Source organism: Neorhizobium sp. PAMB6630, assembly GCF_058242775.1.
The window spans coordinates 2,145,360-2,167,805 of record NZ_CM177836.1 but is presented as its reverse complement, the minus strand read 5'-3'; the positions used below and the strand labels follow the sequence as shown (position 1 = coordinate 2,167,805).

The window sequence follows — 22,446 nt, the reverse complement described above, 5'->3', positions numbered from 1 at the left end:
CTGCATCGGGAGGGTGTGCGTCGACAAAACCGTCACAGCGCAAAAGCGGATTTGACGCCATCGACGACAAACTGGGCCGAAAGCGCGGCGAGCAGAACGCCGAGGAGACGCGTCAGAAGTGCGCGGCCGGAGACGCCGAGATATTGATCGAGCCGGTCGGCGATCATCAGCGCGATCAGTACCGTTGCCATGGCGATCGCCAGCATCAGGATGAGCAGCGCCCGGTCGAGCGGTTCGGCAAAGGAGCCGGCGAGCAGCACAGTGGCCGAAATGGCGCCGGGGCCGGCAATCAGTGGCAACGCCAGCGGAAAGATGGCGATGTTCTGGATGTGGTCGATGGTGATGGCGGTCTTGGATGTCTCTTCCTTGCGGTCATTGCGCTTCTGGAAAATCATCTCGAAGGCGATCCAGAACAGCAGCAGACCGCCGGAAATGCGAAACGCGCCCATGGAAATGCCGAGCAGCGACAGGATGCCTGCACCGAAGAGGGCAAACACCGCAAGAATAAAAAAGGCGATCACCGAACCGCGCCAAGCCACCTGGCGTCGCTGCGCCCGCGTCAGCCCTGCCGTCAGGCCGAGGAAGATCGGCGCCAGCCCCGGCGGATCAAGGGTGACCAGCAGCGTCGTGAACGCGCTCATGATGGTATCTGCGCTCGCCATCCGTCTTCCCCCTGACGCCGCTTGCGGCGGCCCGTTAACATTGTTAGGACAGTTCTGCGGGCGAGGAAAGTTCCAGATGCACGGTCTTTCGTGCATTTGCCCCGCAAACGTCGCAAAAGCCTGTTCAAAACCTGCCGGTAAATTGGCGTTGAACCGGCCTTTCGGCTATACAGAACCAACTGATTCCGAACAGAGATCGTATCCGATTTGACTGAGCAGAGCACCCCCGGCGGCGGAAAGCTGCCTCCCGGCATCGAACCTATTTCCATCATGGAGGAGATGCAGCGGTCTTATCTCGACTACGCCATGAGCGTTATCGTGAGCCGCGCGCTGCCTGACGTGCGTGACGGTTTGAAGCCGGTCCATCGACGCATCCTTTACGGGATGAATGAACTCGGGCTGGACTGGAACAAGAAATACGTCAAGTCGGCGCGCGTGACCGGTGACGTGATGGGTAAATACCATCCGCACGGCGACTCCGCGATCTATGACGCCTTGGCCCGCATGGCGCAGGATTGGTCTTTGCGCATGCCGCTGATCGATGGTCAGGGCAATTTCGGCTCCATCGATGGCGATCCGCCGGCAGCCCAGCGTTATACCGAGTGCCGCCTGCAGAAGGTGGCGCATGCGCTGCTCGACGATCTCGACAAGGAAACGGTGGATTTCCGCGATAACTACGACGGCACCATGTCGGAGCCGGTCGTTGTTCCCGCAAAGTTCCCGAACCTGCTGGTCAACGGTGCGGGCGGCATTGCCGTCGGCATGGCGACGAACATTCCGCCGCACAACCTGGTGGAAGTGATTGATGGGGTCATCGCCCTCATCGATAATCCGGCCATCGAACTTCCGGAACTGATGCAGATCATTCCCGGCCCGGATTTTCCGACCGGCGCGCTGATCCTTGGCCGTTCCGGTATCCGCTCGGCCTATGAGACCGGCCGCGGGTCTGTCATCATGCGCGGACGCGCCCGTATCGAGCCGATGCGCGGCGACCGCGAGCAGATTATCATCGACGAGGTTCCCTTTCAGGTGAACAAGGCGACGATGATCGAAAAGATCGCCGAACTGGTGCGTGACAAGCGCATCGAGGGCATTTCGGATCTGCGCGACGAAAGCGACCGCCAGGGTTACCGTGTCGTCATCGAGCTGAAGCGCGATGCCAATGCCGATGTGATCCTCAACCAGCTCTATCGTTACACGCCTTTGCAGACCTCGTTCGGCTGTAACATGGTGGCGCTGAACGGCGGCAAGCCGGAACAACTGACGCTGCTCGACATGCTGCGCGCCTTTGCCGTCTTCCGTGAGGAAGTGGTTAGCCGGCGAACGAAGTACCTTCTGCGCAAGGCGCGCGACCGCGCCCATGTGTTGGTCGGCCTTGCGATTTCGGTTGCCAATATCGACGAGATCATCAGCCTCATCCGTCGTGCGCCCGATCCGCAGACGGCGCGCGAGCAGTTGATGACCCGCCGCTGGCCGGCGATGGATGTCGAAGCGCTGATCCGTCTCATCGACGATCCGCGCCATCGCATCAACGAGGACGGCACGTATAACCTCTCGGAAGAGCAGGCGCGCGCCATTCTCGAACTGCGCCTGGCCCGCCTCACGGCGCTCGGTCGTGATGAAATCGGCGACGAACTGAACAAGATCGGTGCCGAAATCAGCGATTACCTCGATATCCTGTCGTCGCGCCTGCGCATCCAGACCATCGTCAAGGACGAACTCATTGCCGTGCGCGACGAGTTCGGCACGCCGCGCCGCACCGTCATCATGGATGGCGGCCCCGACATGGACGACGAGGACCTGATTGCCCGCGAGGACATGGTCGTCACCGTGTCGCATCTGGGTTACATCAAGCGCGTTCCGCTCACCACCTACCGCGCCCAGCGCCGTGGCGGCAAGGGACGTTCGGGTATGGCTACCCGGGATACGGATTTCGTTACCCGGCTATTTGTCGCCAATACCCATACGCCGGTTCTGTTCTTTTCCTCGCGTGGCATCGTCTACAAGGAAAAGGTCTGGCGCCTGCCGATCGGCACGCCGCAATCGCGCGGCAAGGCGCTCATCAACATGCTGCCGCTCGAGCCGGGTGAACGTATCACCACCATCATGCCGCTGCCCGAGGATGAAAAGAGCTGGGAGAACCTCGACGTGATGTTCTCCACGACGCGCGGCACCGTGCGCCGTAACAAGCTGTCGGACTTCATCCAGGTCAACCGCAACGGCAAGATCGCCATGAAGCTCGAGGAAGAGGGCGATGAAATCCTCTCCGTCGAGACCTGTAATGGCGCCGGCGCTGCCGACAACAACGCAGGTGACGACGTGCTGCTGACGACGGCACTTGGTCAGGCCATCCGCTTCCCCGTCGATGAAGTGCGCGTCTTTGCCGGCCGCAATTCCATCGGTGTGCGCGGCATCACCCTTGCATCCGGCGACCGCATTATCTCGATGACCATCGTCGGCCATGTGGATGCTGAACCGTGGGAGCGCGCTGCCTATCTCAAGCGTTCAGCTGCCGAGCGCCGCGCCAGCGGTGTCGACGAGGAGGATATCGCGCTTGTCGGTGAAGAGGTCGGCGAAGTCGGCGAACTCAAGGACGAGCGTTATCAGGAACTGAAGGCACGCGAGCAGTTCGTGCTGACGATTTCTGAAAAGGGTATTGGCAAGCGGTCCTCCACCTATGACTTCCGCACCTCCGGTCGCGGTGGCAAGGGCATCCGCGCCACCGACACCTCCAAGACGGCGGAAATCGGCCAGCTGGTCGCCGCCTTCCCGGTCGAGGTCAAGGACCAGATCATGCTCGTCTCCGATGGCGGCCAGCTGATCCGCGTGCCTGTTGATGGCATCCGCATCGCCAGCCGCGCCACCAAGGGTGTCACCATCTTCTCCACTGCCAAGGATGAGAAGGTTGTGTCCGTGGAGCGCATCAGCGAGCCGGAAGGCGACGAGGATACCGCAGGCCTGCCGGAAGAGGTTCTGGCCGAGACCGGTGATCTCGGGGCAGCTGCACCGTCGCAAGACGGCGCATCCGGCGAAGGCGGCGAGGGGCAGCCCGAGTAAGGCTTCTCTCTCTCTCTCTCTCTGATGACTTTGAAAGGCCGGGTGACTTCATCGCCCGGCCTTTTTGTTGCTCTCAAAGAATGATGGAGAACAGGACTATGCGCAAACGCGTGCATGAAAAAAGCCGGGGCTTTCGCCACCGGCTTTTTTCAGGACCGGGCGAACCCGGCTTGTCAGTCTTGGGATTAAGTTTTTATTCCGGATGGGCGGTTTTGACCTCTCCATCCGTTCTGCAGGCGTTTGCCTTAGAACGCGCTGTGGCGTTTGGCAAAGTCACGCAGGTTGGCGTGCTCACGCCGAAGTTCCGTCACGGTGGAAGTCACAGTTGCCACGAACATGGTGCTGATCAGGCCAGCAAGAACAATCATCGTCACGTACATATGCATTCCTTCCTTGACGGATGAAACTCAGTAGTACGGCTGCTCCACGTAGCTGCCCGTCATCTGAGTATAATTGACTTCATTGACGTTGGACTTCCCCTGATAAAGCGTGACCGTTGCAGTCATCATCACTGCAATCACCGCCGTCCACACCACATTGATCATGGTGATGGTGTCCGGCATGGCCGTCTTTTTCTTGGCAAACATTTCCAACTTCCTTTTCGTTGACCAGAACGCGCATCGCGCTCATGGGTTCCACCCGATTATGAAGAGACCTTAACGTGTGGCCTCTGAAGCCTGCCTGAAGGCGCCGTTCATCTGGCGTTCAGAATTCGTTAAGGTTCGACCCTTGCTGGCGTTGATCGAAAGAACGTCAACCGCAGAATGCGGAAGGGTTTTGCCGGTCATCAGGCTCGCCAGCCTTGTTTTTGTTCATCTTCGGGACGCAACCTTCTGTCGCGCCGTTTGAATGGTGACAGATAATCATAGATCGCCTGAAACGGTCTTGAACGCCGCGTTCATCTGCCGTTCATCCGGGTGGACGCTTGCGAACAGGCGTCTTCCATGACACAAGGCGTCAAATCGCCAGGCGAGGTGCAATGCGGACAGCCTTCTATCCGGGATCTTTCGACCCCATGACGAATGGTCATCTGGATGTTCTCATCCAGGCGCTGAATGTTGCCGATGCGGTCACGGTGGCGATTGGCGTGCATCCGGGCAAGGCGCCGACGTTTAGCTTTGAGGAGAGGGCGGAGCTTATTCGTCTTTCGCTGCAAGAGGTGCTGCCAGAGCGGGCAGCCCAGCTGACCGTGGTGGCCTTCGACGGTCTTGTGGTGGAAGCCGCGCGCCAGAAGGGTGCCACCCTTTTGATCCGCGGGCTGCGCGATGGCAGCGATTTCGATTACGAAATGCAGATGGCGGGGATGAATGCGGCGATGGCGCCTGACATCCAGACCGTTTTCCTGCCGGCCGGCACCGCGTCCCGGCCTATTACGGCCACATTGGTTCGTCAGATCGCGGCCATGGGCGGAGATGTGAAGGCCTTTGTGCCGGCTCCCGTTCTCGATGCCCTTTCCAGGAAGTTCAAGCGCTAAGGCGCCAAGTCCAACACGGAGTTCACCCGATGAAACTTCTCACCCTTGCCTTTGCCGGCGCCATGGCCGCCGTATCCTTTGCCTCGACGGCGCTGGCGGCAGCCGATGATTTCCTCACGATCCAGCTGAAGAGCGGCCCCGTCGTCGTGCAGCTGATGCCGGAGGTCGCGCCCAAGCATGTGGCGCAGATCAAGAAGCTCGCCACGGAAGGCAAATACAACAATGTCGCCTTCCACCGCGTCATCGACGGCTTCATGGCGCAGACCGGCGACGTGCAGTTCGGCAATATGGAAAAGGGTTTTGACGCCCGCCGTGCCGGCACCGGCCAGTCCGATCTGCCCAACATTCCCGCCGAGTTTTCGAAGGTTCCGTTTGAGCGCGGCACCGTCGGCATGGCGCGGTCGCAGGACCCCAATTCCGCCAATTCGCAGTTCTTCATCATGTTCGACCAGGGCTCGTTCCTGAACGGACAATATACCGTCGTCGGTAAGGTCGTGTCGGGCATGGAAAATGTCGACAAGATCAAGCGTGGCCAGGGCGGCAATGGAGAAGTTTCAAGCCCCGACCGGATGATCAAGGTCACCGTCGGAAAGTAAAGGGCGCAACGCCCGTCAAGAAGGAGAGAAACATGGCCGAGATCAAGGATCCGGAAAACACCATCATCCTGGAAACCACCAAGGGCCAGGTCGTTATCGCCCTGATGCCGGACCTGGCGCCTGGCCATGTCGCCCGCATCAAGGAACTGGCCCGTGAAGGCGCCTATGACGGCGTGGTTTTCCACCGCGTCATCCCCGATTTCATGGCGCAGACCGGCGACGTGAAGTTCGGCAAGAAGGGCGGCGAAAGTTTTAACCCGGGTCGCGCCGGCATGGGCGGCTCCGACAAGCCGGATCTGGCTGCGGAATTCTCGGCTGTTCCGCATGTGCGTGGCACGTGCTCGATGGCGCGTTCGCAGAGCCCGAACTCGGCCAATTCGCAGTTCTTCATCTGCTTTACCGATGCGCCTTGGCTCAACAAGCAGTATTCGGTCTGGGGTCAGGTCATCGAAGGCATGGACGTCATCGACCTCGTCAAGAAGGGCGAGCCGGTTACGGATCCCGATTCGATCATCTCGATGAAGGTTGCTGCCGATATCGCGGCCTAAAGCACGCTAATCGACATCAGGGAAGCGCTCCGGTTTGCCGGGGCGCTTTTCTTTTTGAGCGTCTGGCTTTATCTGCGGGCGTGACATGAACAGAGACACCCTGAAAAACAGGCGGAACGGCCAGACCCGATGCGCGTAGACCTTTTCGATTTCGATCTGCCGGATGACAACATTGCGCTGCGGCCGGCAAGCCCGCGCGATAGCGCCCGCCTGCTGGTCGTTCGCCCTCAGCATGATCCGGTGCTGGAAGACCATATCGTGCGCGACCTGCCGTCCTTCCTGAAAGCCGGCGACGCGCTGGTGTTTAACGATACCAAGGTCATTCCCGCCCAGCTCGAAGGGGTTCGCACGCGAGAGGGCGCGCCGGATCTTTCGGTCTCTGCCACGCTGCATATGCGCGTGGCGCCCGACCGCTGGAAGGCTTTTGCCAAACCCGGCAAGCGGCTGAAGATCGGCGATCGCATTCGCTTTGGCCATTCCGGCGAAACCTGCGCGCTCGGCATGCTCGATGCGGTGCTGGAGGAAAAAGGCGAGGGCGGCGAGGTGACGCTGCATTTCGATCTCTCCGGCCCGGCATTGGATGAGGCGATCATGGCCGTCGGCCATATTCCGCTGCCGCCCTATATCGCCGCCAAGCGCCCGGAAGATGCGCAGGATACGAAAGATTACCAGACCATCTATGCGCGCGAGGAAGGGGCGGTGGCGGCCCCGACCGCCGGCCTGCATTTCACACCCGATCTTTTTGCAGCACTCGATGCCGCCGGCATCGAGTGGCATTTCGTGACGCTGCATGTCGGCGCGGGTACGTTTTTGCCGGTCAAGGCCGACGATACGGCCGAACACAAGATGCATTCGGAAATTGGCCATGTCAGCGCCGAAACCGCGGCCGCCCTTAATGCCGTGAAGGCGCGGGGCAGCCGCATCGTGTCGGTTGGCACCACCTCGCTGCGTCTGCTCGAAAGTGCGGCAAGCGAGGATGGCACGATCAACGCCTGGTCCGGCGCCACCGACATTTTTATCACCCCCGGCTACCGGTTTCGCGCCGTCGATGTGCTGATGACCAATTTTCACCTGCCGCGCTCGACGCTGTTTATGCTGGTGTCCGCTTTTGCCGGTTTTGACACGATGACGCGCGCTTACGCCCATGCCATTTCAACAGGCTATCGCTTTTATTCCTACGGCGATTCCAGCCTGCTTTTCCGGAACAATTCCTGATGACCACCGAGAATTTCCAGTTCACGCTCAAGGCAACCGACGGTAACGCCCGCCTCGGCGAGATTTCCATGCCGCGCGGCACCATCCGCACACCGGCCTTCATGCCTGTCGGCACCGTCGGCACGGTGAAGGCGATGTATCTCGATCAGGTGAGGGAAGGCGGCGCCGATATCATTCTGGGCAATACCTATCACCTGATGCTGCGCCCTGGCGCGGAACGTGTCGCCCGCCTTGGCGGCCTGCATGAGCTGATCCGCTGGCCAGAGCCGATCCTCACCGATTCGGGCGGTTTTCAGGTCATGTCACTGTCGGGCCTGCGAAAGCTCGACGAGAAGGGCGTGACCTTCAAGAGCCATATCGATGGCAGCACGCATCACATGTCTCCGGAACGCTCCATCGAGATCCAGGGTCTGCTCGATTCGGATATCCAGATGCAGCTCGACGAATGCGTGGCGCTGCCGGCCGAGCCGAAGGAAATCGAGCGCGCGATGGAGCTTTCGCTGCGCTGGGCCGAACGTTGCCGCGTGGCCTTTGGCGAACAGCCGGGCAAGGCCATGTTCGGCATCGTGCAGGGCGGCGACCAGCCTGACCTGCGCATCCGCTCGGCCGAGGGCCTGACCGAACTGGATCTGAAGGGTTATGCGGTCGGCGGTCTTGCCGTCGGCGAACCGCAGGAGGTAATGCTGGATATGCTCGGCATCACGCTGCCGGTGCTGCCGTCCACCAAGCCGCGTTACCTGATGGGCGTCGGCACACCTGATGACATCATCAAATCCGTGGCAAAGGGCATCGACATGTTTGATTGCGTCATGCCGACCCGCTCCGGGCGCCATGGGCTTGCCTTCACCCGTAAGGGCAAGGTCAACATCCGCAATGCCAAGCACGCCGAAGACATGCGCCCGCTGGACGATCAGTCGAGCTGCCCGGCCAGCCGCGATTATTCGCGCGCCTACCTGCACCACCTGGTGCGCGCCAACGAGGCACTGGGCGGCATGCTTCTGACCTGGAACAACCTGTCCTATTACCAGGACCTGATGCAGGGCATCCGCAAGGCGATTGCCGAAGGGCGTTATGCGGATTTCATGGCGGAAACGCAGGAAGCCTGGGCGCGCGGCGACGATTGATTCTTTTTTCCCTTTCACGCCACGTAGTGAAAGGGGCATGGTTGCCTGTTCGGTCGACCACAAAGGGTGATACCGAGGGCAGGCGATGACGATGCTCAGATGCCGGTGCTGGTGGTGTTCTTCAGCATGCGAGCGCCGTTGATCCGGTAGCTGCCATTGTCCTGCAACCGCATCTCGTAGACGGCTGTCCAGTCCGTCTCCTCGCCCTCGATCATCACCTCCTGGTAAACGATCTCGCCGCCGGCCACCAGTTTCGAGCGGCCGAAGGCGTAGCGTGTGGCATGGCGCAGCGGCTTGTAATGCTGGTCCACCATGGCAGCGAACCGGTCCTGATCGGGAAACAGGCTTCGAATGCCGGGGGAGGCGAGTGCATAGGCCGTGGCATTGTCGCCGCGTATCAGCGCCTCGATCTGGCGGGTGATGATTTTGCGCGCAGTGTCAGCGGGGTCCTCGGCACGTGACGGAACGCCGCCGGCAAGCGCGAACAGACAGAAGGCGAGTATCAGACGGAAGGGCATCAGACGAGACATCATACGAAACGACATGGCGCGACGGTCCTCATGGCAAAAGCAGGATAGGCTCTTTTTGCGGATCGGCAAACGCGCGTCGTGGGTCGTCTCGGCGATAACCAGCCAGACCCGCAAAACACTGTTTCCCTGCAGTCACTACGGGAGAAATAGCAAGCGCGATCACCGGACGGATGTCGGCTGCAATCTTGTCGTCAGGCGTTCCCGGTGCCAGAGGTGGGCGACCCCTGCCGTTTCCGGATATTTCCCCGATGCCGATTCTTGCGCCGCCTGCGCTGCTGTTCTTTTGCAATGCGCTGATTTTCGTTTCCTTGTTCACCCGTCTTCCCGCCATCCAGGAAGGGCTTGGCGTCGACAAGGCCGTGTTGGGCATGGCGCTCCTCGGCGCGCCGGTCGGAACATTTTTGGCGCTGCCGATTGCCGGGCGGGTGACGGCCCAGCTTACTCCTCGCATTGCCGCGCCGCTCATGCTGTCGGTCGCCGGTCTCCTGACGCCGCTGCTGACCGTGGTTCCGATCTGGGGCTTTTTCCTCGGCTTCCTGCTGTTCGGCTTTTTCCGCACCATCCACGACGTTTCCGCCAACATGATCTCGACCGGGATCGAGCAGCGCACCGGCCGCAAGGTCTTGTCGCGCAGCCACGGTTTCTGGTCGGTCGGGCTTTTGGCGGGCTCGCTGGTCTCGGGGTTCCTCGCATCGCGTGAGGTAAGCCCGTTTGTCCACCAGTCCGGCGCAGCGCTGGTTGTGGTTCTCTGCTGCCTCATCGTCTGGAAAATCACGCCGCCGGAGCCGCGCGTGGTGCATCGGCCCTCCGGCCGGCGCCCGGTTTTTGTGCTGCCGGATCGGATCATCGTCCTCATCTGCATCATGGTGTTCGGCATCGGCATCAGCGAAGGGGCGGTCTATGACTGGGGCATCTTTTACCTGCGCGAAGTGCTGCATGCGGATGCGGCAACCGCCGGCGTGCTGTATGCGGGTTTTACCGTCGGCATGGGCGCTACCCGCATGGTGGGCGATGTGCTGCGTGAAAAGTTCAGGCCGCTGACGCTGGTGCGCGGTTCTGCCGCCTGCGTTGCCATCGGCCTTGTGGCACTGTTGTCCACCAGCGGGTTGCCGCTTGCGGGGGCCGCGCTTTTTCTCATCGGCTGCGGGGTCGCCCTCGGTTTTCCGCTTGCCGTTGCAACGACGGTGGAACTGGGGCGCGGCCAGACGGCAGATAATCTTGCAGCGCTTTCCTTGACGCTTCTCCTCTCCAGTATCGGCGTGCCGCCGCTTCTGGGCTTTGTTGCAGAACACGTCGGTCTGGTCGCCAGTTTTGCTCTGCTCTTGCCCTTCCTGTGCGTCAGCGTCATCATGGCGCCGGTGGCAGAAGGCCGCGTGCCACGCTTCCTTGCCGGCTTTGTCAAAGTGGCAAAGGCTGGGGATAATATCGATCCGGCCGCCGTTTCGCCACAAGATGCCGCGAGGGGTTGAGGCTTGCCGCGCGGGAGACTACGAGAGGTGACCTTGGAAGCCCTGAAACCAGGTGGAACCGTGACCGATCCATACAAGACACTCGGCGTGCCGCGCGATGCCGATGGCGCTGCCATCAAATCGGCCTATCGCTCCCGGGCCAAAAGCGCGCATCCGGATTCCGGCGGCGATGTGGAGGCGTTTGCGCGGCTGACGACATCCTACGAACTCCTGCTCGACCCCGTGCGCCGAAAGATTTACGACGATACCGGTTATGACCCGCAACTGACCGATGCCAAGGATCTGGAAGGCCTTTTGCTGCTGGACGGGCTGGTCAACGAGATCATCCTGGACGAACGCCCGCCTGGCAGTTTCGACCCCGTCTCGGCCATGCGCCGCAAGCTGACCGACCGGATCGTCAACGCGCGGTTTCACATTCTGGAGCTGGAGCGTCACCGCGGCCGCATCCGCAACCACATGGACCGCATGGGAAAACGCCCGGAAAGCGATGTGCTGGGCCGTATGCTGACGGCCCGCTGCGATGCGATTGCCGACGCGATGACGAAGACTGAGACCGAGATCAAGGTGATCGAGCAGGCCTATTCCATGCTGGAAGGGTATTCCTACGAGTTGGAAGTGGAAATGCCCAAGGCCGCCGAATAATCCGTTTAGCATCGTGCCAAGGACCGCGTGCCAACCCGGACGTCCGATCTCCGGGAAATCCACTGGTGATACAAGGGGTGCGATGCCCCGGGGCGGATGGGTGGGAAGCTCGCCTGCCATTTCGTTGGCCATGGGAAGAAAGCGGAAAAATACCCATGTTCTCCATCCCCATCATGTCCGCTTGACACGGCCCGGGTTCGAAAGCCGAACATGCTCAACGATTATCTTGTTCCCGACAACACTGGACGACAGCACTCCCGTGGCCGAGGAACAAAAGCCCTTCGGATCTGTTGAAATCTAATCAGCGCGCATCTGCAGGCCTTGAACAGGCTTCAAAGTGCGATGCGTAGCGTCAACAGGAAGAGCATTTCCTTGCGTTATATGACCGCAAGGTGCTCTGGGAGGAGTGACCATGGCCTATAGCCCCAACGACCGCGGCCCCGACATTCCGCCGACCCGCGGCAAGACAAGATCCACCGTCGTGTGGATCGGCCTGCTTGCAGTGATTTTGATCGGCGGCTTGATCTGGTCTCAATCCGGCACGCCGACGGATCCGGCAACGACCTCATCGACCACGCAGGCCCCCACCAGCCAGTCCCCCGCAGCGCCCATGCCTGGCGCAGGCACGCCGACAGGCGCAACCAGCGAACCGGCCGCTCCGGCACCAGCAACGCCCGAGCAGCCCGCACAGCCTTAGGCCAATTTCAACCAGATCAAAGAGGCCTCTTCCGTACCATGCGGGAGGGGCTTTTCGATGTTCGGAAGTTTCTGAAGGTTTGCGTCATTGGTTATCGGTCAGCGCTGCCACGCATTTCTCCGATACCCGCCTGGTTCGATTTCTATACCCGCCATTATACCCGCTTTTGCTTCGGATTAACCCGGTTTATCCCGGACGCATACGGACTAAAGTGCAGCAAAAAAGCTAGGTTTTCAAGGGGGTTACGGACGTATATGGACAATCTCGGATATAAGGATGGCGGAAGAGGTGGGATTCGAACCCACGGTACGGTCTCCCGCACGCCGGTTTTCAAGACCGGTTCCTTAAACCACTCGGACACTCTTCCAAGGCCAACCGAACAAATCGGCTCGCTGGATCGGGTTTATAGCCAGGCGCGCCCGCGCGTCAACTGATGATTGGCGGCATGCTGGAGAGTGCTTGATGACGCGGACGCAGCATGTTCTCTTGCGCTGCAGCAATTCTGCCCTAGATCAGCCATGGAATCTGGGTTCCATGGTGGTAACGTTCTGGCGCGGGTGCCGTTGAGGTGGCCGGGCGGACGGGTGGCAGAGAAAATGGAGTGATTGAATGGCGTCGCAACGGAAGACGATGACGAGCGTTGCGTGGAGCATTTCATCCAAGATCGCCATATTCACCCTGAAATTCATCAGCGTGCCGATCCTCGCCCGATATCTGTCGCCATCCGAGCTTGGCATGGTGGCCAGCGGCATGATCGTCATCACCTTCCTGTTGATGTTTGCCGGCGCCGGTCTGACAGCCGGGCTCATTCGTGACGCGCGGGAAGACGCGCTAAGCGATAACACGGTGTTCTGGACAAATTTCGCCATGTCCGTGTTTCTCGGCTGTGCGGTGTTTGTGTTTGCCGATCCGCTGGCATCGCTCTTGGGCGCGCCGGAGGCGAGCTGGTTGTTGCAGGTGTTTTCGCCGCTCTTCGTGCTGTACCTGGTGCCGGATGTGCCAAGCTCGCTGCTGGCACGGCGCATGGCGTTTGACCGCGAGGCCTTTGTGACTGTTGTGGCCGAAGCCATCGGAGCACTGGCAGCCATTGCCGTGGTACTAGGTGGCTTTGGCATCTGGGCGCTGATTGCGCAGCTTTATGTCAGCGCCGTGTTGCGGTTCGTCGGCCTGTTCATTGCGGCCGGTTACTGGCCACGGCTGCAATTTGCCGGCCATGAACTGAAGCGACATGCCAGTTATGGCGTACGGCTGGTCGGTGCCGATTTCGTCAATTTTCTCTCCTTCCAGTCACCGATCATCGTGATTACCCGCATGCTGGGCCTGCCGGAGGCCGGCACGTTCAACCTTACCAATCGCCTCTCCGACTTGCCGAACCAGATCGTGCTGACGGGCCTGATGAGCGTGCTGTTTCCCTCGTTCAGCCGGATGAACGACGATGCGATGCGCCAGTCCGAAATCCTGTCGCGCACAACGCGTGCCACCACGCTTCTGCTTGCGCCGCTGCTGTTTGGCATCTGGGCGGTGGCGGAACCGGCAATGGCGGTGGTGTTTGGTGAAAAATGGCTGTTTGCCGCGCCGGTGCTCGGGCTTCTGGCAGTGTCCAAGGGCATCATGTCGCCCTGCGGCAGTTTCATTCCCTATCTGAAGGCCACCGGCCATGCTTCCGTGCTCTGGTGGTTCGGCCTTGGCCGCGCCATCACTGTCGTCAGCGCCATGGTGATCGGCGCGTCTGTCGATGGGCTGGTGGGGCTTTGCCTTGCAGTCTGCATTGCCAATCTTGGCGTGCTCTTGGCCTATCTCGCCATCGTTCTGAAGGTCGCCCGCCTGCCATTGGCGCAGGGCATGCGTGATACGCTTCTGCCGCTTGGCCTTGCAGCCCTGATGGCGGTTGCCGTGCGGTTTCTTCTCACGGGCGGCACTCTGGCCGTGGAGGGGCCGTTGCTGCAACTGGCGCTCGGCATGGCGGCCGGTGGCCTTATCTATGCGGTGCTTCTGGCATTGACGCAACGCCGGCTGATCCGCGATCTCGTGCGCCGCGCCTGAACCGTTTCCACAGCAAAGCAGCGCTTGTTCAGCGGGTGCTTTCCCGAGCCTGCTGGCCTGAGCGGATCGGCCATTTTTTGGCAATCCACGTCGCCAGAACGGCCGCGCCAGCGCCGATCATCACGCCGGATGCCTTGACCAATGCATCCAGCAAATGCGCGTGGCGCGTCGGGGCGAGAAGCTGCATTGCTTCGATGGCACCGGCACTGATGACAAGCAGTGGCAGGATGATCCAGAGCTTTCGCGGATAGGCGCTGACGAAGAAAAACGTCATCACCGCAAACGCAAGCGCACGGTCGGTGTTGACGGGCAGCGGATCGTGCGGACGAAGTCCGATGGGCGACACGGTCACAAAAACGATTGCGGCAAACGAAGACCAGGCGAAAAACTTCAGGAGGCGGGATGTCATCATCCTGTCACGATAGACGGGTGACGGAGAATACCGCAAGGCAACACGTCGTGATTTCCGTCACCATGCTTTGCCTGGGCGGTCCTCATCAGCGCATTTCGGCTTTTCTCGTGACCAAATCAGCTCCAAATCGCGGTTCCGCGCTGTGCATGTTAGCGAAGGGTTAACCATAACTCATTGTAATTCTAACTATCCACGGTTTTGGATCGCATTTTGGCCACGTTGAAGGCAAAACTGCAGGCCTGTGAGCCTGAGGCCGTTAACCATGCGGCGTGAAGGGCGCGGGAGACGCCGGGACGAGGACCCTGGCGTTATCACCAAGCGGCGTGGGAACGATATTTTGACTTCTGAAAGTGGCAAACTTCATCTGAGTGCACGTTGGCTGGGGATCACCCTTGTCTGCGTCGGCATGGCGTCCTGCGCGGCGACACCATCGACGACCGTCGCCAAGAAGAACAAACCGAAGAGCAAGGAATATTTTTCCGAGAGCGAATATGGCGTGAAGGCGAGCCCCCGCGTCGTGGCAGACGGCCAGCCGGTTCCCAAGGGCGGCGGACGGTTTCTGGTCGGCAATCCGTATGAGGTCAAAGGCAAGGTCTACGTGCCGAAGGAAGACCCGAACTATAACAGGACTGGCCTTGCCTCCTGGTATGGCTCCGCATTCCATGGCCGCGTGACCGCCAATGGCGAAGTGTATGACAGCGACCACCTGTCGGCTGCGCACCCGACATTCCCGCTGCCGAGCTACGCCCGCGTCACCAATATGGATACCGGTTCGTCGGTCGTTGTGCGCGTCAATGACCGTGGACCGTTTCATCCGGGCCGCCTGATCGATGTGTCCAGCAAGACCGCAGAACTCCTGGATTTCAAGAACACCGGCACCGCGCGCGTTAACGTGCAGTATGTCGGCCGTGCCCGCATGGACGGGCGCGACATGCCTTTCCTGATGGCCTCTTATGTCCGCAAGGGCGATCGTATGCCTGGGATCCACCCCGATGGCCAGATCGCATCCGGCGTGATGGTCGCCTCCAACCAGTCGCTGGGTGACCAGTTGCAGAGCTATGGCAATGGCGGCCCGACCGCCTATGCCGGTTCGACGCCGAGCGGCAAGGGCGGCAAGCAGCACGCGCCGGATGCCGCTTTTGCGGCAGCCGCGAGAACCTATGAGGCGGCCCCGATCCGGTCCGCTGCTCCGCTAAAATCTTCGGCATCGGTGGCGAGTGCGCCAATGCCGTCGTCGCGTCCGGCCGCTGTCCGCTCATCGCAAACGGCGGTCGCTTCGGCAAAGGCCCAGCCACCGGCGCAGGCCTATTCGGTCGCGTCCCTGCCTGTTGTGGCAGAGCCGGTTCAGGCGCGTCCCGTGGCGCAGAAGGCCGCAACCGTGAAGCCCGCTTCCGGCCAGGCGGTCGCGACGGCGCGCTCCGTCATTCCGGCACCTGCTCAGCCCGTGCAGAAGGCGGCAAAGTCGGCTCAGCCCTATCCGGCAGCCTCTGCGCAGACCGCTTATGCGGCGCCGGCCCATTCGGCGGCTTCGCCTCAGGTTATCTTCGGCAATGTCATCCTGCGGGATGACGGGCGCATCGAGCAGGTCAGCAACGGTTCGTCGCAAAAAGCCGGCCGACCCTGATCCTGCGGTTGCGCCTTCCGTCTGGCCTTGCTAGGCACGAACGCATGCGGTTGAAGAGCTTGACGATGCGTTTTGCGATTTCCTTCCCCGTCGTCCGCGCCCTTGCCGTGGCGATTGCAACCCTTGCCTGCGTTTCGTCAGTGCCGGCGGCCGATGAAACGCGGCTGCCGGGCCTTAAGGCCAAACAGATCTACATGGTGGAGGAACGCTCCGGCACCGTGCTTCTGGCGCAGAATGAAAACCAGGCGTTTCCGCCCGCATCGCTTGCCAAGCTGATGACCATGGACCTCGTGTTCGAGGCATTGGCAAAGGGCGAAGTCGCGCTCGACACGACCTACCGCGTCTCGGAAAACGCCTGGCGCACCGGCGGCGCCCCCTCGGGCACGACCACAATGTTTGCTGCGCTGCGCTCCGAAATCCGGCTGGAAGACCTCATCAAGGGTGTCATCATCCACAATGCCAATGATGCCTGCATCATCATTGCCGAGGGCCTCAGCGGTTCCGAACAGGCTTTTGCCACACGGATGACGGCGCGCGCAAAAGATCTCGGCCTTGCCCGCAGCCTTTATCTCAACGCAACCGGCCTGCCGGATGCCGAAAGCCGCACGACGGCGCGTGACCTGGTGGAACTTGCCCGCCACATCCACCGCACCTATCCGCAGTTCTATCCACTTTATGCACAGCCGGATTTCGAGTGGAACAAGATCTTTCAGCGCAACAAGAACCCGTTCCTGTCTCTCGGGCTTGGCATTGACGGGCTGGGCGCCGGTTATGCGGAAGGCTCCGGCTTTGCGGGTGTCGCCTCCGTGGAGCGCGATGGAACGCGGCTGTTTCTGGCGCTCGGCGGTCTTGCGAGCGACAAGGAACGGCTGGAGGAAGCGCGCCGCGTGCTGGAATGGGGCCTGTCCGCCTTTACCACCCGCGTATTGTTTGCCGATGGTGAGGCGATCGGGCAGGCGGCGGTTTATGGCGGCGAGCATCATTATGTCGACCTTACCGCCAAAGGTCCTGTCGATGTCTATATCCCGAGCCGCGACGCGGAACGGCTGTCGGCGCGCATCGTTTATCGCTGGCCGCTCAATGCACCCGTCAGCGAAGGCCAGGAAATTGGCGTGCTGAAGGTGTTTGAGGGGGAACGGCCGCTGAAGGAGGTTCCGCTCTATGCGGCTTCTGCCGTCGGCTCCGGCTCGCTCGTCTCCAAGGCGACGGATGCGCTGATGGAGCTTCTGCTGTTCTGGCTCTAATTGCTGCAGCTGTTTCGCAGCGCAGCGCAATGCGCTAAGGGAAAACCTAGAAGACAGCGTGAGAGCGGCGACAGAGTGACGAAGACCCGAGGATTTTTCATCAGTTTCGAAGGCGGGGAAGGGGCGGGGAAATCCACTCAGATCCGCCGGCTGGGCGAAGCCTTGCGCGCAGATGGCCACGAGGTGCTTGTGACCCGCGAGCCCGGCGGTTCGGCCGGCGCCGAATCGATCCGCCATGTCATCCTGTCGGGCGCTGCCGAACCGTTTGGCGTGCGCATGGAGGCCATGCTGTTTGCCGCGGCCCGCAACGACCATGTGACGGCGCTGATCCGCCCGGCGCTTGCTGAGGGCAGGGTGGTGTTGTGTGACCGCTTCATCGATTCCTCGCGCGTCTACCAGGGCATTACCGGCAATCTGGAGCAGGGTTTCATCGACCGGCTGGAGCGGGTGGCCGTCGATGGCGTGCGACCGGACCTGACCATCATTCTCGATCTGCCCGCCGAACAGGGGCTGGCGCGCGCCAGGAAGCGCAGCGCCGATCAAGGGGCGAGCGAGGCGCCCGACCGGTTCGAAAAGGAAGAGATCGAGGTGCATGAGATGCGCCGCCGCGCCTTTCTGGATATTGCCGCCCGCGAGCCCGACCGTTGCCATGTGGTGGATGCGGCCCGCAGCGAAGACGATATTGCGGGCGACATTCTTGCAATCATCCATGATCGGCTGGCAAGGGGAACGAGCGTGGACGCCGCAGACGCTAACAGCCTTCGGGTGGAGAGCCTGTCATGAGTGACCTGCCTTTCGGCGTTCTCGACGGTGCCATTCCGCCGCAATCCAACAGCCATCTTTTCGGGCATACGGAGGCTGAGGATTTTCTGGCGGGTTTTTACCGGTCCGGCCGCAGCCACCACGCCATTCTCATCGAAGGGCCTGAAGGCATTGGCAAGGCAACGCTTGCGTTTCGGTTTGCCAACCATGTTCTGTCGCATCCGGAACAGGAAACGGCGCCGAAATTTCTCGCCGAGCCCGATCCGTCCTCATCGGTCAGCCGGCAGATTGCGTCGGGTGCCTCGCACAATCTTCTGCACCTGACGCGGCCGGTGGACGAAAAGAGCGGCAAGGCAAAAACCGCGATCACCGTGGACGAGGTGCGCCGGGCTGGGCACTTCTTCTCGCAAACGTCTGGCACCGGCAACTGGCGCATCGTCATCATCGACCCCGCCGACGATCTCACCCGCAATGCCGCCAACGCCATCCTGAAGATCCTCGAGGAGCCGCCGAAGCGGGCGCTGTTTTTGGTGCTGAGCCACGCGCCGGGAAAACTACTGCCCACCATCCGCTCGCGCTGCCTGCCGCTGAAATTGCAGCCGCTGGGCGAGGGGGATCTGACCCAGGCACTATCCTCGCTCGGCATCGCGCTCGATGGCGGACGCACGGCGCAGGAGGTTCTGGCCGCCGCGAACGGCAGCGTCTCGCAGGCGCTGAAGCTCATGAACTATGGCGGCACCGACATCATCAGCGCCTTTGCCGAGGTGACCGCATCGTCCGGCCCTGCCGCCCGCAAGGCGATGCACCGGCTGGCCGACGTGCTCGCGGCCAAGGACAATGATGTGATCTTCGGCTTTTTTCTCGATCACCTGCGCGAAAGCCTGGTGGCGCGGGCGAGGGCGGCCGCCCATGCCGGCGATCTTGCCGCCGCCGACCGTGCCTCGCGCCTGTCCTCTGAGATCGGCGAGCGGATCGCCATTTCGCAAGGCTATAATCTCGATCGCAAGCAGACGATCATTTCGCTGCTCGAAGATGTGGCGCGGTAAACGGCCGGGCGCTTGCGCCCTTGATCGGAAACTTGCTGTTTCGCAACGGCGAAACATGGGTTAAGACGCGGGCCAGAGAAATTCACGAATGCTGGCCGAAATGTCCTCGAAAACGCCCTATTACATTACCACTGCCATCTCTTACCCGAACGGCAAGCCGCATATCGGCCACGCCTACGAACTGATCGCGACGGATGCCATGGCGCGCTTCCAGCGCCTTGACGGCAAGGATGTCTTCTTCCTTACCGGCACCGACGAGCACGGCCAGAAGATGCAGCAGACGGCGCGGGCCGAAGGCATTACTCCGGAAGCGCTTGCGGAGCGGAATTCCAATGAATTCCGCGAGATGGGCAAGCTGCTGAATGCATCGAATGATGATTTCATCCGCACCACCGAAGAGCGCCATCATGTGACGGTGCAGGCCGTGTGGAACCGCATGGCCGACAAGGGCGACATCTACAAGGACCGTTATGCCGGCTGGTATTCGGTGCGCGACGAAGCCTATTACCAGGAAGAAGAAACCGAGCTGCGCGCCGATGGCGTTCGCTACGGGCCGCAGGGCACGCCGGTCGAGTGGGTGGAAGAGGAGAGCTATTTCTTCAAGCTGTCCGCCTATGAAGACAAGCTGCTGAAGCTCTACGAGGACGAGCCGGATTTCATCGGTCCGAACGAGCGCCGCAACGAGGTGATTTCCTTCGTCAAGTCGGGCCTGAAAGACCTGTCGGTGTCGCGCACGACCTTCGACTGGGGCATCAAGGTGCCCAATGATCCGAAACACGTCATGTATGTCTGGGTGGATGCGCTCACCAACTACATTACCGCGACCGGCTATGTCGAAGATGAGAATGGACCGCGGGCAAAATACTGGCCGGCCGACGCCCACATCATCGGCAAGGACATCATCCGTTTCCACGCCGTCTACTGGCCGGCATTTTTGATGTCGGCGGGCCTGCCGCTGCCAAAGCGCGTCTACGCCCATGGCTTCCTGCTCAACAAGGGCGAGAAGATGTCAAAATCGCTCGGCAACGTGGTCGATCCGGTCAATCTCGTTTCCCATTTCGGGCTCGATCAGGTGCGCTATTTCTTCCTGCGCGAAGTGTCTTTCGGGCAGGATGGCAGCTATTCCCCGGAAGCCATTGCCACCCGCATCAATGCGGATCTGGCCAATGGCATCGGCAATCTTGCCTCGCGCTCGTTGTCGATGATTGCCAAGAACTGCGAGGGCAGGGTGCCGCAGCCGGGTGAGTTGACCGAGGCCGACAAGGCGATCCTTGCAACGGCGGATGCAGCAATTGCCATCTGCCGCGAGGAAATGGGCCGCCAGCAGGTTCACAAGGCGGTGGCCGCCACGATCAACATCGTCAACGAGGCCGACCGTTATTTCGCCGCCCAGGAGCCCTGGGTGCTGCGCAAGACGGATGTGCCGCGCATGGAAACGGTGCTGTGGGTAACAGCCGATGTGGTGCGCCAGGTCGCCATCCTGTTCCAGCCGATCATGCCGGAATCGTCGGCAAAGATCCTCGATCTCGTGGCCGTGGCCCCTGAAGATCGCGGCTTTGACAAGCTGGGCGAGGCGGGTCGTCTGCTGCCCGGCACGGAGCTTCCGGCGCCTTCCCCGGTCTTCCCACGCTATGTGGCGCCCGAGGCACCCCAGGCATGACGTCGATGCTGATCGATAGCCATTGCCACCTGGATTTTGCCGATTTCGACGCCGAGCGCGACGAGCTGGTGGCGCGCGCCCATGCGGCGGGTGTTGGCCAGATGGTGACCATCTCGACACGTGTGAAAAAGCTCGACACGCTGCTTGCGTTGACTGAGCGGTATCCATCCGTGTTCTGCTCGGTCGGTACGCATCCGAACAATGCCGGCGAGGAACTGGATGTCAGCGCCGACGATCTGGTGCGGCTGGCGGAAAGCCACGAAAAGATCGTGGCGATCGGCGAGGCGGGCCTCGATTATTTCTATGACACGCAGACGCCTGAAGACCAGCAGACCGGCTTTCGCCGCCACATTGAGGCCGCACGCCGCACGCAGCTGCCGCTCGTCATCCATAGCCGCAGCGCCGACGAGGACATGGCGGCGATCCTGACAGAGGAAACAGGGAGGGGCGCCTTCCCCTTCATCCTGCACTGCTTTTCCGCAGGGCAGGCGCTGGCCGATGCCGGCGTGGCCCTTGGCGGCTATATCTCGTTTTCGGGCATCGTGACGTTTCCGAAATCCGAAGACCTGCGCGACATTGCCAAAACCGTGCCGATGGATCGGCTGCTGGTGGAGACGGATGCGCCGTATCTCGCGCCAAAACGCTGGCGCGGCAAGCGCAACGAACCATCCTACGTGGTCAACACGGCAGAGGTTCTGGCTGCGGTTAAGGGCGTGTCCTACGAGGAGATGGCTGAGATCACCACCGCCAACGCGTTTCGCTGCTTTTCCAAGATGACGAGGATCTGACATCGTGGCGGGTGACCGGCTTCGTTTCACCATTCTCGGCTGCTCGTCGTCTCCCGGCGTGCCTCGGCTTGACGGCGACTGGGGCGCCTGCGACCCCAGCGAGCCACGCAACCGCCGCCGCCGTGCAGCGCTTCTGGTGCAGCGGCTGGCAGCAAGTGGCGGCGTGACAAACCTCGTCATCGACACCGGCCCGGACTTTCGCGAACAGATGATCTCGGCCGGCGTGAAGCGGCTCGACGGCGTGCTCTACACCCATGCCCATGCTGATCACCTGCACGGCATCGACGACGTGCGCGGTTATTTCCACGCGCAGCGTCAGCGTATTCCGATCTGGGCCGATCCCTTCACCATGGGCCGCATTCGCCAAGGGTTCGGTTATTGCCTGGAGACGCCACCGGGCGGCAACTATCCGCCGATCGTCACACCGCATCTCATAGAGACGCTGGATGTCCCGCTGGTGGTCGAGGGGCCGGGCGGACCGATCCGTGCTTATCCGCATCTGCAGCAGCATGGCGATATTCAGTCGCTCGGCTTTCGCTTCGAAAACGTTGCCTATTGCAGCGATGTCAGCGATTTTCCGGGGGAAAGCCTCGCGCGGCTGCAAAACCTCGACATGCTGATCATCGACGCGCTGCAATACACGTTTCACCCGAGCCATCTGTCGCTGGAACAGGCGCTCGGCTGGATCGGACGCCTAAAGCCGAAGCGCGCGATCCTCACACATATGCATGTGCCGATGGACTACCGAACGGTGATGGCGGAAACGCCTGACCATGTGGAGCCGGCCTATGACGGCCTGAGCTTCGAATGTGATGTGACCGGCAAGGATGCCTGAGAGAGCCGGGGCGGTGGG

Annotated in this window: 23 protein-coding genes and 1 tRNA gene; 18 read left to right on the top strand and 6 right to left on the bottom strand. The window is 61.2% G+C overall.

Annotated elements, in window-relative coordinates; all coding sequences use genetic code 11:
- Positions 1 to 32: 32 nt before the first annotated feature.
- Positions 33 to 662 (bottom strand): MarC family protein, encoded by a 630-nt coding sequence (locus tag AC4CWF_RS10255; RefSeq protein WP_491281586.1) that lies wholly within the window; start codon positions 660 to 662, stop codon positions 33 to 35.
- Positions 663 to 869: 207 nt separating this feature from the next.
- Between AC4CWF_RS10255 and gyrA the strand changes: the two genes are divergently transcribed.
- Positions 870 to 3,719 carry a DNA gyrase subunit A gene (gyrA, locus tag AC4CWF_RS10250; RefSeq protein WP_491281585.1) on the top strand — a complete coding sequence of 950 codons (2,850 nt, stop codon included), beginning with the start codon at positions 870 to 872 and terminating at the stop codon, positions 3,717 to 3,719.
- A 98-nt stretch (positions 3,720 to 3,817) separates the two neighbouring features.
- Complete coding sequence (locus AC4CWF_RS10245) at positions 3,818 to 4,123, top strand: hypothetical protein (RefSeq protein WP_491281584.1); 306 nt, start codon at positions 3,818 to 3,820, stop codon at positions 4,121 to 4,123.
- Between the two features lie 3 nt (positions 4,124 to 4,126).
- On the opposite strand, the gene AC4CWF_RS10240 is transcribed toward AC4CWF_RS10245, so the two are convergent.
- Positions 4,127 to 4,306 carry a hypothetical protein gene (locus tag AC4CWF_RS10240; protein WP_491281583.1) on the bottom strand — a complete coding sequence of 60 codons (180 nt, stop codon included), beginning with the start codon at positions 4,304 to 4,306 and terminating at the stop codon, positions 4,127 to 4,129.
- A gap of 392 nt (positions 4,307 to 4,698) precedes the next feature.
- Between AC4CWF_RS10240 and coaD the strand changes: the two genes are divergently transcribed.
- The 5 genes from coaD (at position 4,699) to tgt (ending at position 8,676) form a co-directional block, all read left to right on the top strand.
- On the top strand, positions 4,699 to 5,193 hold the full coding sequence (gene coaD / locus AC4CWF_RS10235) for a pantetheine-phosphate adenylyltransferase (protein WP_491281582.1): 495 nt from the start codon (positions 4,699 to 4,701) through the stop codon (positions 5,191 to 5,193).
- A 29-nt stretch (positions 5,194 to 5,222) separates the two neighbouring features.
- Complete coding sequence (locus AC4CWF_RS10230) at positions 5,223 to 5,789, top strand: peptidylprolyl isomerase (protein WP_491281581.1); 567 nt, start codon at positions 5,223 to 5,225, stop codon at positions 5,787 to 5,789.
- A 32-nt stretch (positions 5,790 to 5,821) separates the two neighbouring features.
- Positions 5,822 to 6,337 carry a peptidylprolyl isomerase gene (locus AC4CWF_RS10225; RefSeq protein WP_491281580.1) on the top strand — a complete coding sequence of 172 codons (516 nt, stop codon included), beginning with the start codon at positions 5,822 to 5,824 and terminating at the stop codon, positions 6,335 to 6,337.
- Positions 6,338 to 6,466: 129 nt separating this feature from the next.
- Positions 6,467 to 7,552 carry a tRNA preQ1(34) S-adenosylmethionine ribosyltransferase-isomerase QueA gene (queA, locus tag AC4CWF_RS10220; RefSeq protein ID WP_491281579.1) on the top strand — a complete coding sequence of 362 codons (1,086 nt, stop codon included), beginning with the start codon at positions 6,467 to 6,469 and terminating at the stop codon, positions 7,550 to 7,552.
- Positions 7,552 to 8,676 (top strand): tRNA guanosine(34) transglycosylase Tgt, encoded by a 1,125-nt coding sequence (gene tgt / locus AC4CWF_RS10215; RefSeq protein ID WP_491281578.1) that lies wholly within the window; start codon positions 7,552 to 7,554, stop codon positions 8,674 to 8,676. Before queA ends, tgt begins: the two co-directional genes overlap by 1 nt.
- Positions 8,677 to 8,771: 95 nt before the next feature.
- Here tgt and AC4CWF_RS10210 read toward each other — a convergent pair whose 3' ends face one another.
- Together AC4CWF_RS10210 and AC4CWF_RS10205 are read right to left on the bottom strand one after the other, a co-directional pair.
- Positions 8,772 to 9,221, bottom strand: a complete 450-nt coding sequence (locus AC4CWF_RS10210) for a DUF4864 domain-containing protein (RefSeq protein ID WP_491281577.1) — start codon at positions 9,219 to 9,221, stop codon at positions 8,772 to 8,774.
- Between the two features lie 13 nt (positions 9,222 to 9,234).
- Positions 9,235 to 9,522 (bottom strand): hypothetical protein, encoded by a 288-nt coding sequence (locus AC4CWF_RS10205; protein WP_491281576.1) that lies wholly within the window; start codon positions 9,520 to 9,522, stop codon positions 9,235 to 9,237.
- Between AC4CWF_RS10205 and AC4CWF_RS10200 the strand changes: the two genes are divergently transcribed.
- The 3 genes from AC4CWF_RS10200 to AC4CWF_RS10190 all read left to right on the top strand — a co-directional run bounded on the left by AC4CWF_RS10200 (position 9,515) and on the right by AC4CWF_RS10190 (position 12,014).
- Entirely contained in the window at positions 9,515 to 10,675 is a 1,161-nt protein-coding gene (locus AC4CWF_RS10200; protein WP_491281575.1) for an MFS transporter, read from the top strand. The two genes, AC4CWF_RS10205 and AC4CWF_RS10200, sit on opposite strands and share 8 nt — an antisense overlap.
- A gap of 60 nt (positions 10,676 to 10,735) precedes the next feature.
- The gene (locus AC4CWF_RS10195) at positions 10,736 to 11,317 is read left to right on the top strand and encodes a J domain-containing protein (RefSeq protein ID WP_491281574.1); all 582 of its coding nucleotides are present in this window, start codon (positions 10,736 to 10,738) and stop codon (positions 11,315 to 11,317) included.
- Between the two features lie 412 nt (positions 11,318 to 11,729).
- A complete protein-coding gene (locus AC4CWF_RS10190) occupies positions 11,730 to 12,014 on the top strand; it encodes a hypothetical protein (protein ID WP_491281573.1) in 285 nt (94 codons plus the stop codon).
- A 277-nt stretch (positions 12,015 to 12,291) separates the two neighbouring features.
- On the opposite strand, the gene AC4CWF_RS10185 is transcribed toward AC4CWF_RS10190, so the two are convergent.
- A tRNA-Ser gene (locus tag AC4CWF_RS10185) sits at positions 12,292 to 12,381 on the bottom strand.
- A gap of 242 nt (positions 12,382 to 12,623) precedes the next feature.
- Between AC4CWF_RS10185 and AC4CWF_RS10180 the strand changes: the two genes are divergently transcribed.
- The gene (locus AC4CWF_RS10180) at positions 12,624 to 14,057 is read left to right on the top strand and encodes a lipopolysaccharide biosynthesis protein (protein WP_491281572.1); all 1,434 of its coding nucleotides are present in this window, start codon (positions 12,624 to 12,626) and stop codon (positions 14,055 to 14,057) included.
- 28 nt (positions 14,058 to 14,085) lie between these two features.
- Here AC4CWF_RS10180 and AC4CWF_RS10175 read toward each other — a convergent pair whose 3' ends face one another.
- Positions 14,086 to 14,469, bottom strand: a complete 384-nt coding sequence (locus AC4CWF_RS10175) for a VanZ family protein (RefSeq protein WP_491281571.1) — start codon at positions 14,467 to 14,469, stop codon at positions 14,086 to 14,088.
- Between the two features lie 337 nt (positions 14,470 to 14,806).
- On the opposite strand from AC4CWF_RS10175, the gene AC4CWF_RS10170 reads away from it, so the two are divergent.
- The 7 genes from AC4CWF_RS10170 to AC4CWF_RS10140 all read left to right on the top strand — a co-directional run bounded on the left by AC4CWF_RS10170 (position 14,807) and on the right by AC4CWF_RS10140 (position 22,428).
- On the top strand, positions 14,807 to 16,093 hold the full coding sequence (locus AC4CWF_RS10170; protein ID WP_491281570.1) for a septal ring lytic transglycosylase RlpA family protein: 1,287 nt from the start codon (positions 14,807 to 14,809) through the stop codon (positions 16,091 to 16,093).
- A gap of 65 nt (positions 16,094 to 16,158) precedes the next feature.
- Complete coding sequence (locus AC4CWF_RS10165; protein ID WP_491281569.1) at positions 16,159 to 17,337, top strand: D-alanyl-D-alanine carboxypeptidase family protein; 1,179 nt, start codon at positions 16,159 to 16,161, stop codon at positions 17,335 to 17,337.
- Between the two features lie 75 nt (positions 17,338 to 17,412).
- Entirely contained in the window at positions 17,413 to 18,120 is a 708-nt protein-coding gene (gene tmk / locus AC4CWF_RS10160; RefSeq protein WP_491281568.1) for a dTMP kinase, read from the top strand.
- Positions 18,117 to 19,145: a DNA polymerase III subunit delta' gene (locus tag AC4CWF_RS10155; RefSeq protein ID WP_491281567.1), complete on the top strand. Its 1,029-nt coding sequence runs from the start codon at positions 18,117 to 18,119 to the stop codon at positions 19,143 to 19,145. The genes tmk and AC4CWF_RS10155 overlap by 4 nt, the downstream gene beginning before the upstream one ends.
- A 100-nt stretch (positions 19,146 to 19,245) precedes the next feature.
- Entirely contained in the window at positions 19,246 to 20,805 is a 1,560-nt protein-coding gene (metG, locus tag AC4CWF_RS10150; protein WP_491285344.1) for a methionine--tRNA ligase, read from the top strand.
- Positions 20,806 to 20,810: 5 nt separating this feature from the next.
- Entirely contained in the window at positions 20,811 to 21,593 is a 783-nt protein-coding gene (locus AC4CWF_RS10145; RefSeq protein WP_491285342.1) for a TatD family hydrolase, read from the top strand.
- 4 nt (positions 21,594 to 21,597) lie between these two features.
- Positions 21,598 to 22,428 (top strand): MBL fold metallo-hydrolase, encoded by an 831-nt coding sequence (locus AC4CWF_RS10140; RefSeq protein WP_491281566.1) that lies wholly within the window; start codon positions 21,598 to 21,600, stop codon positions 22,426 to 22,428.
- Positions 22,429 to 22,446 lie beyond the last annotated feature (18 nt).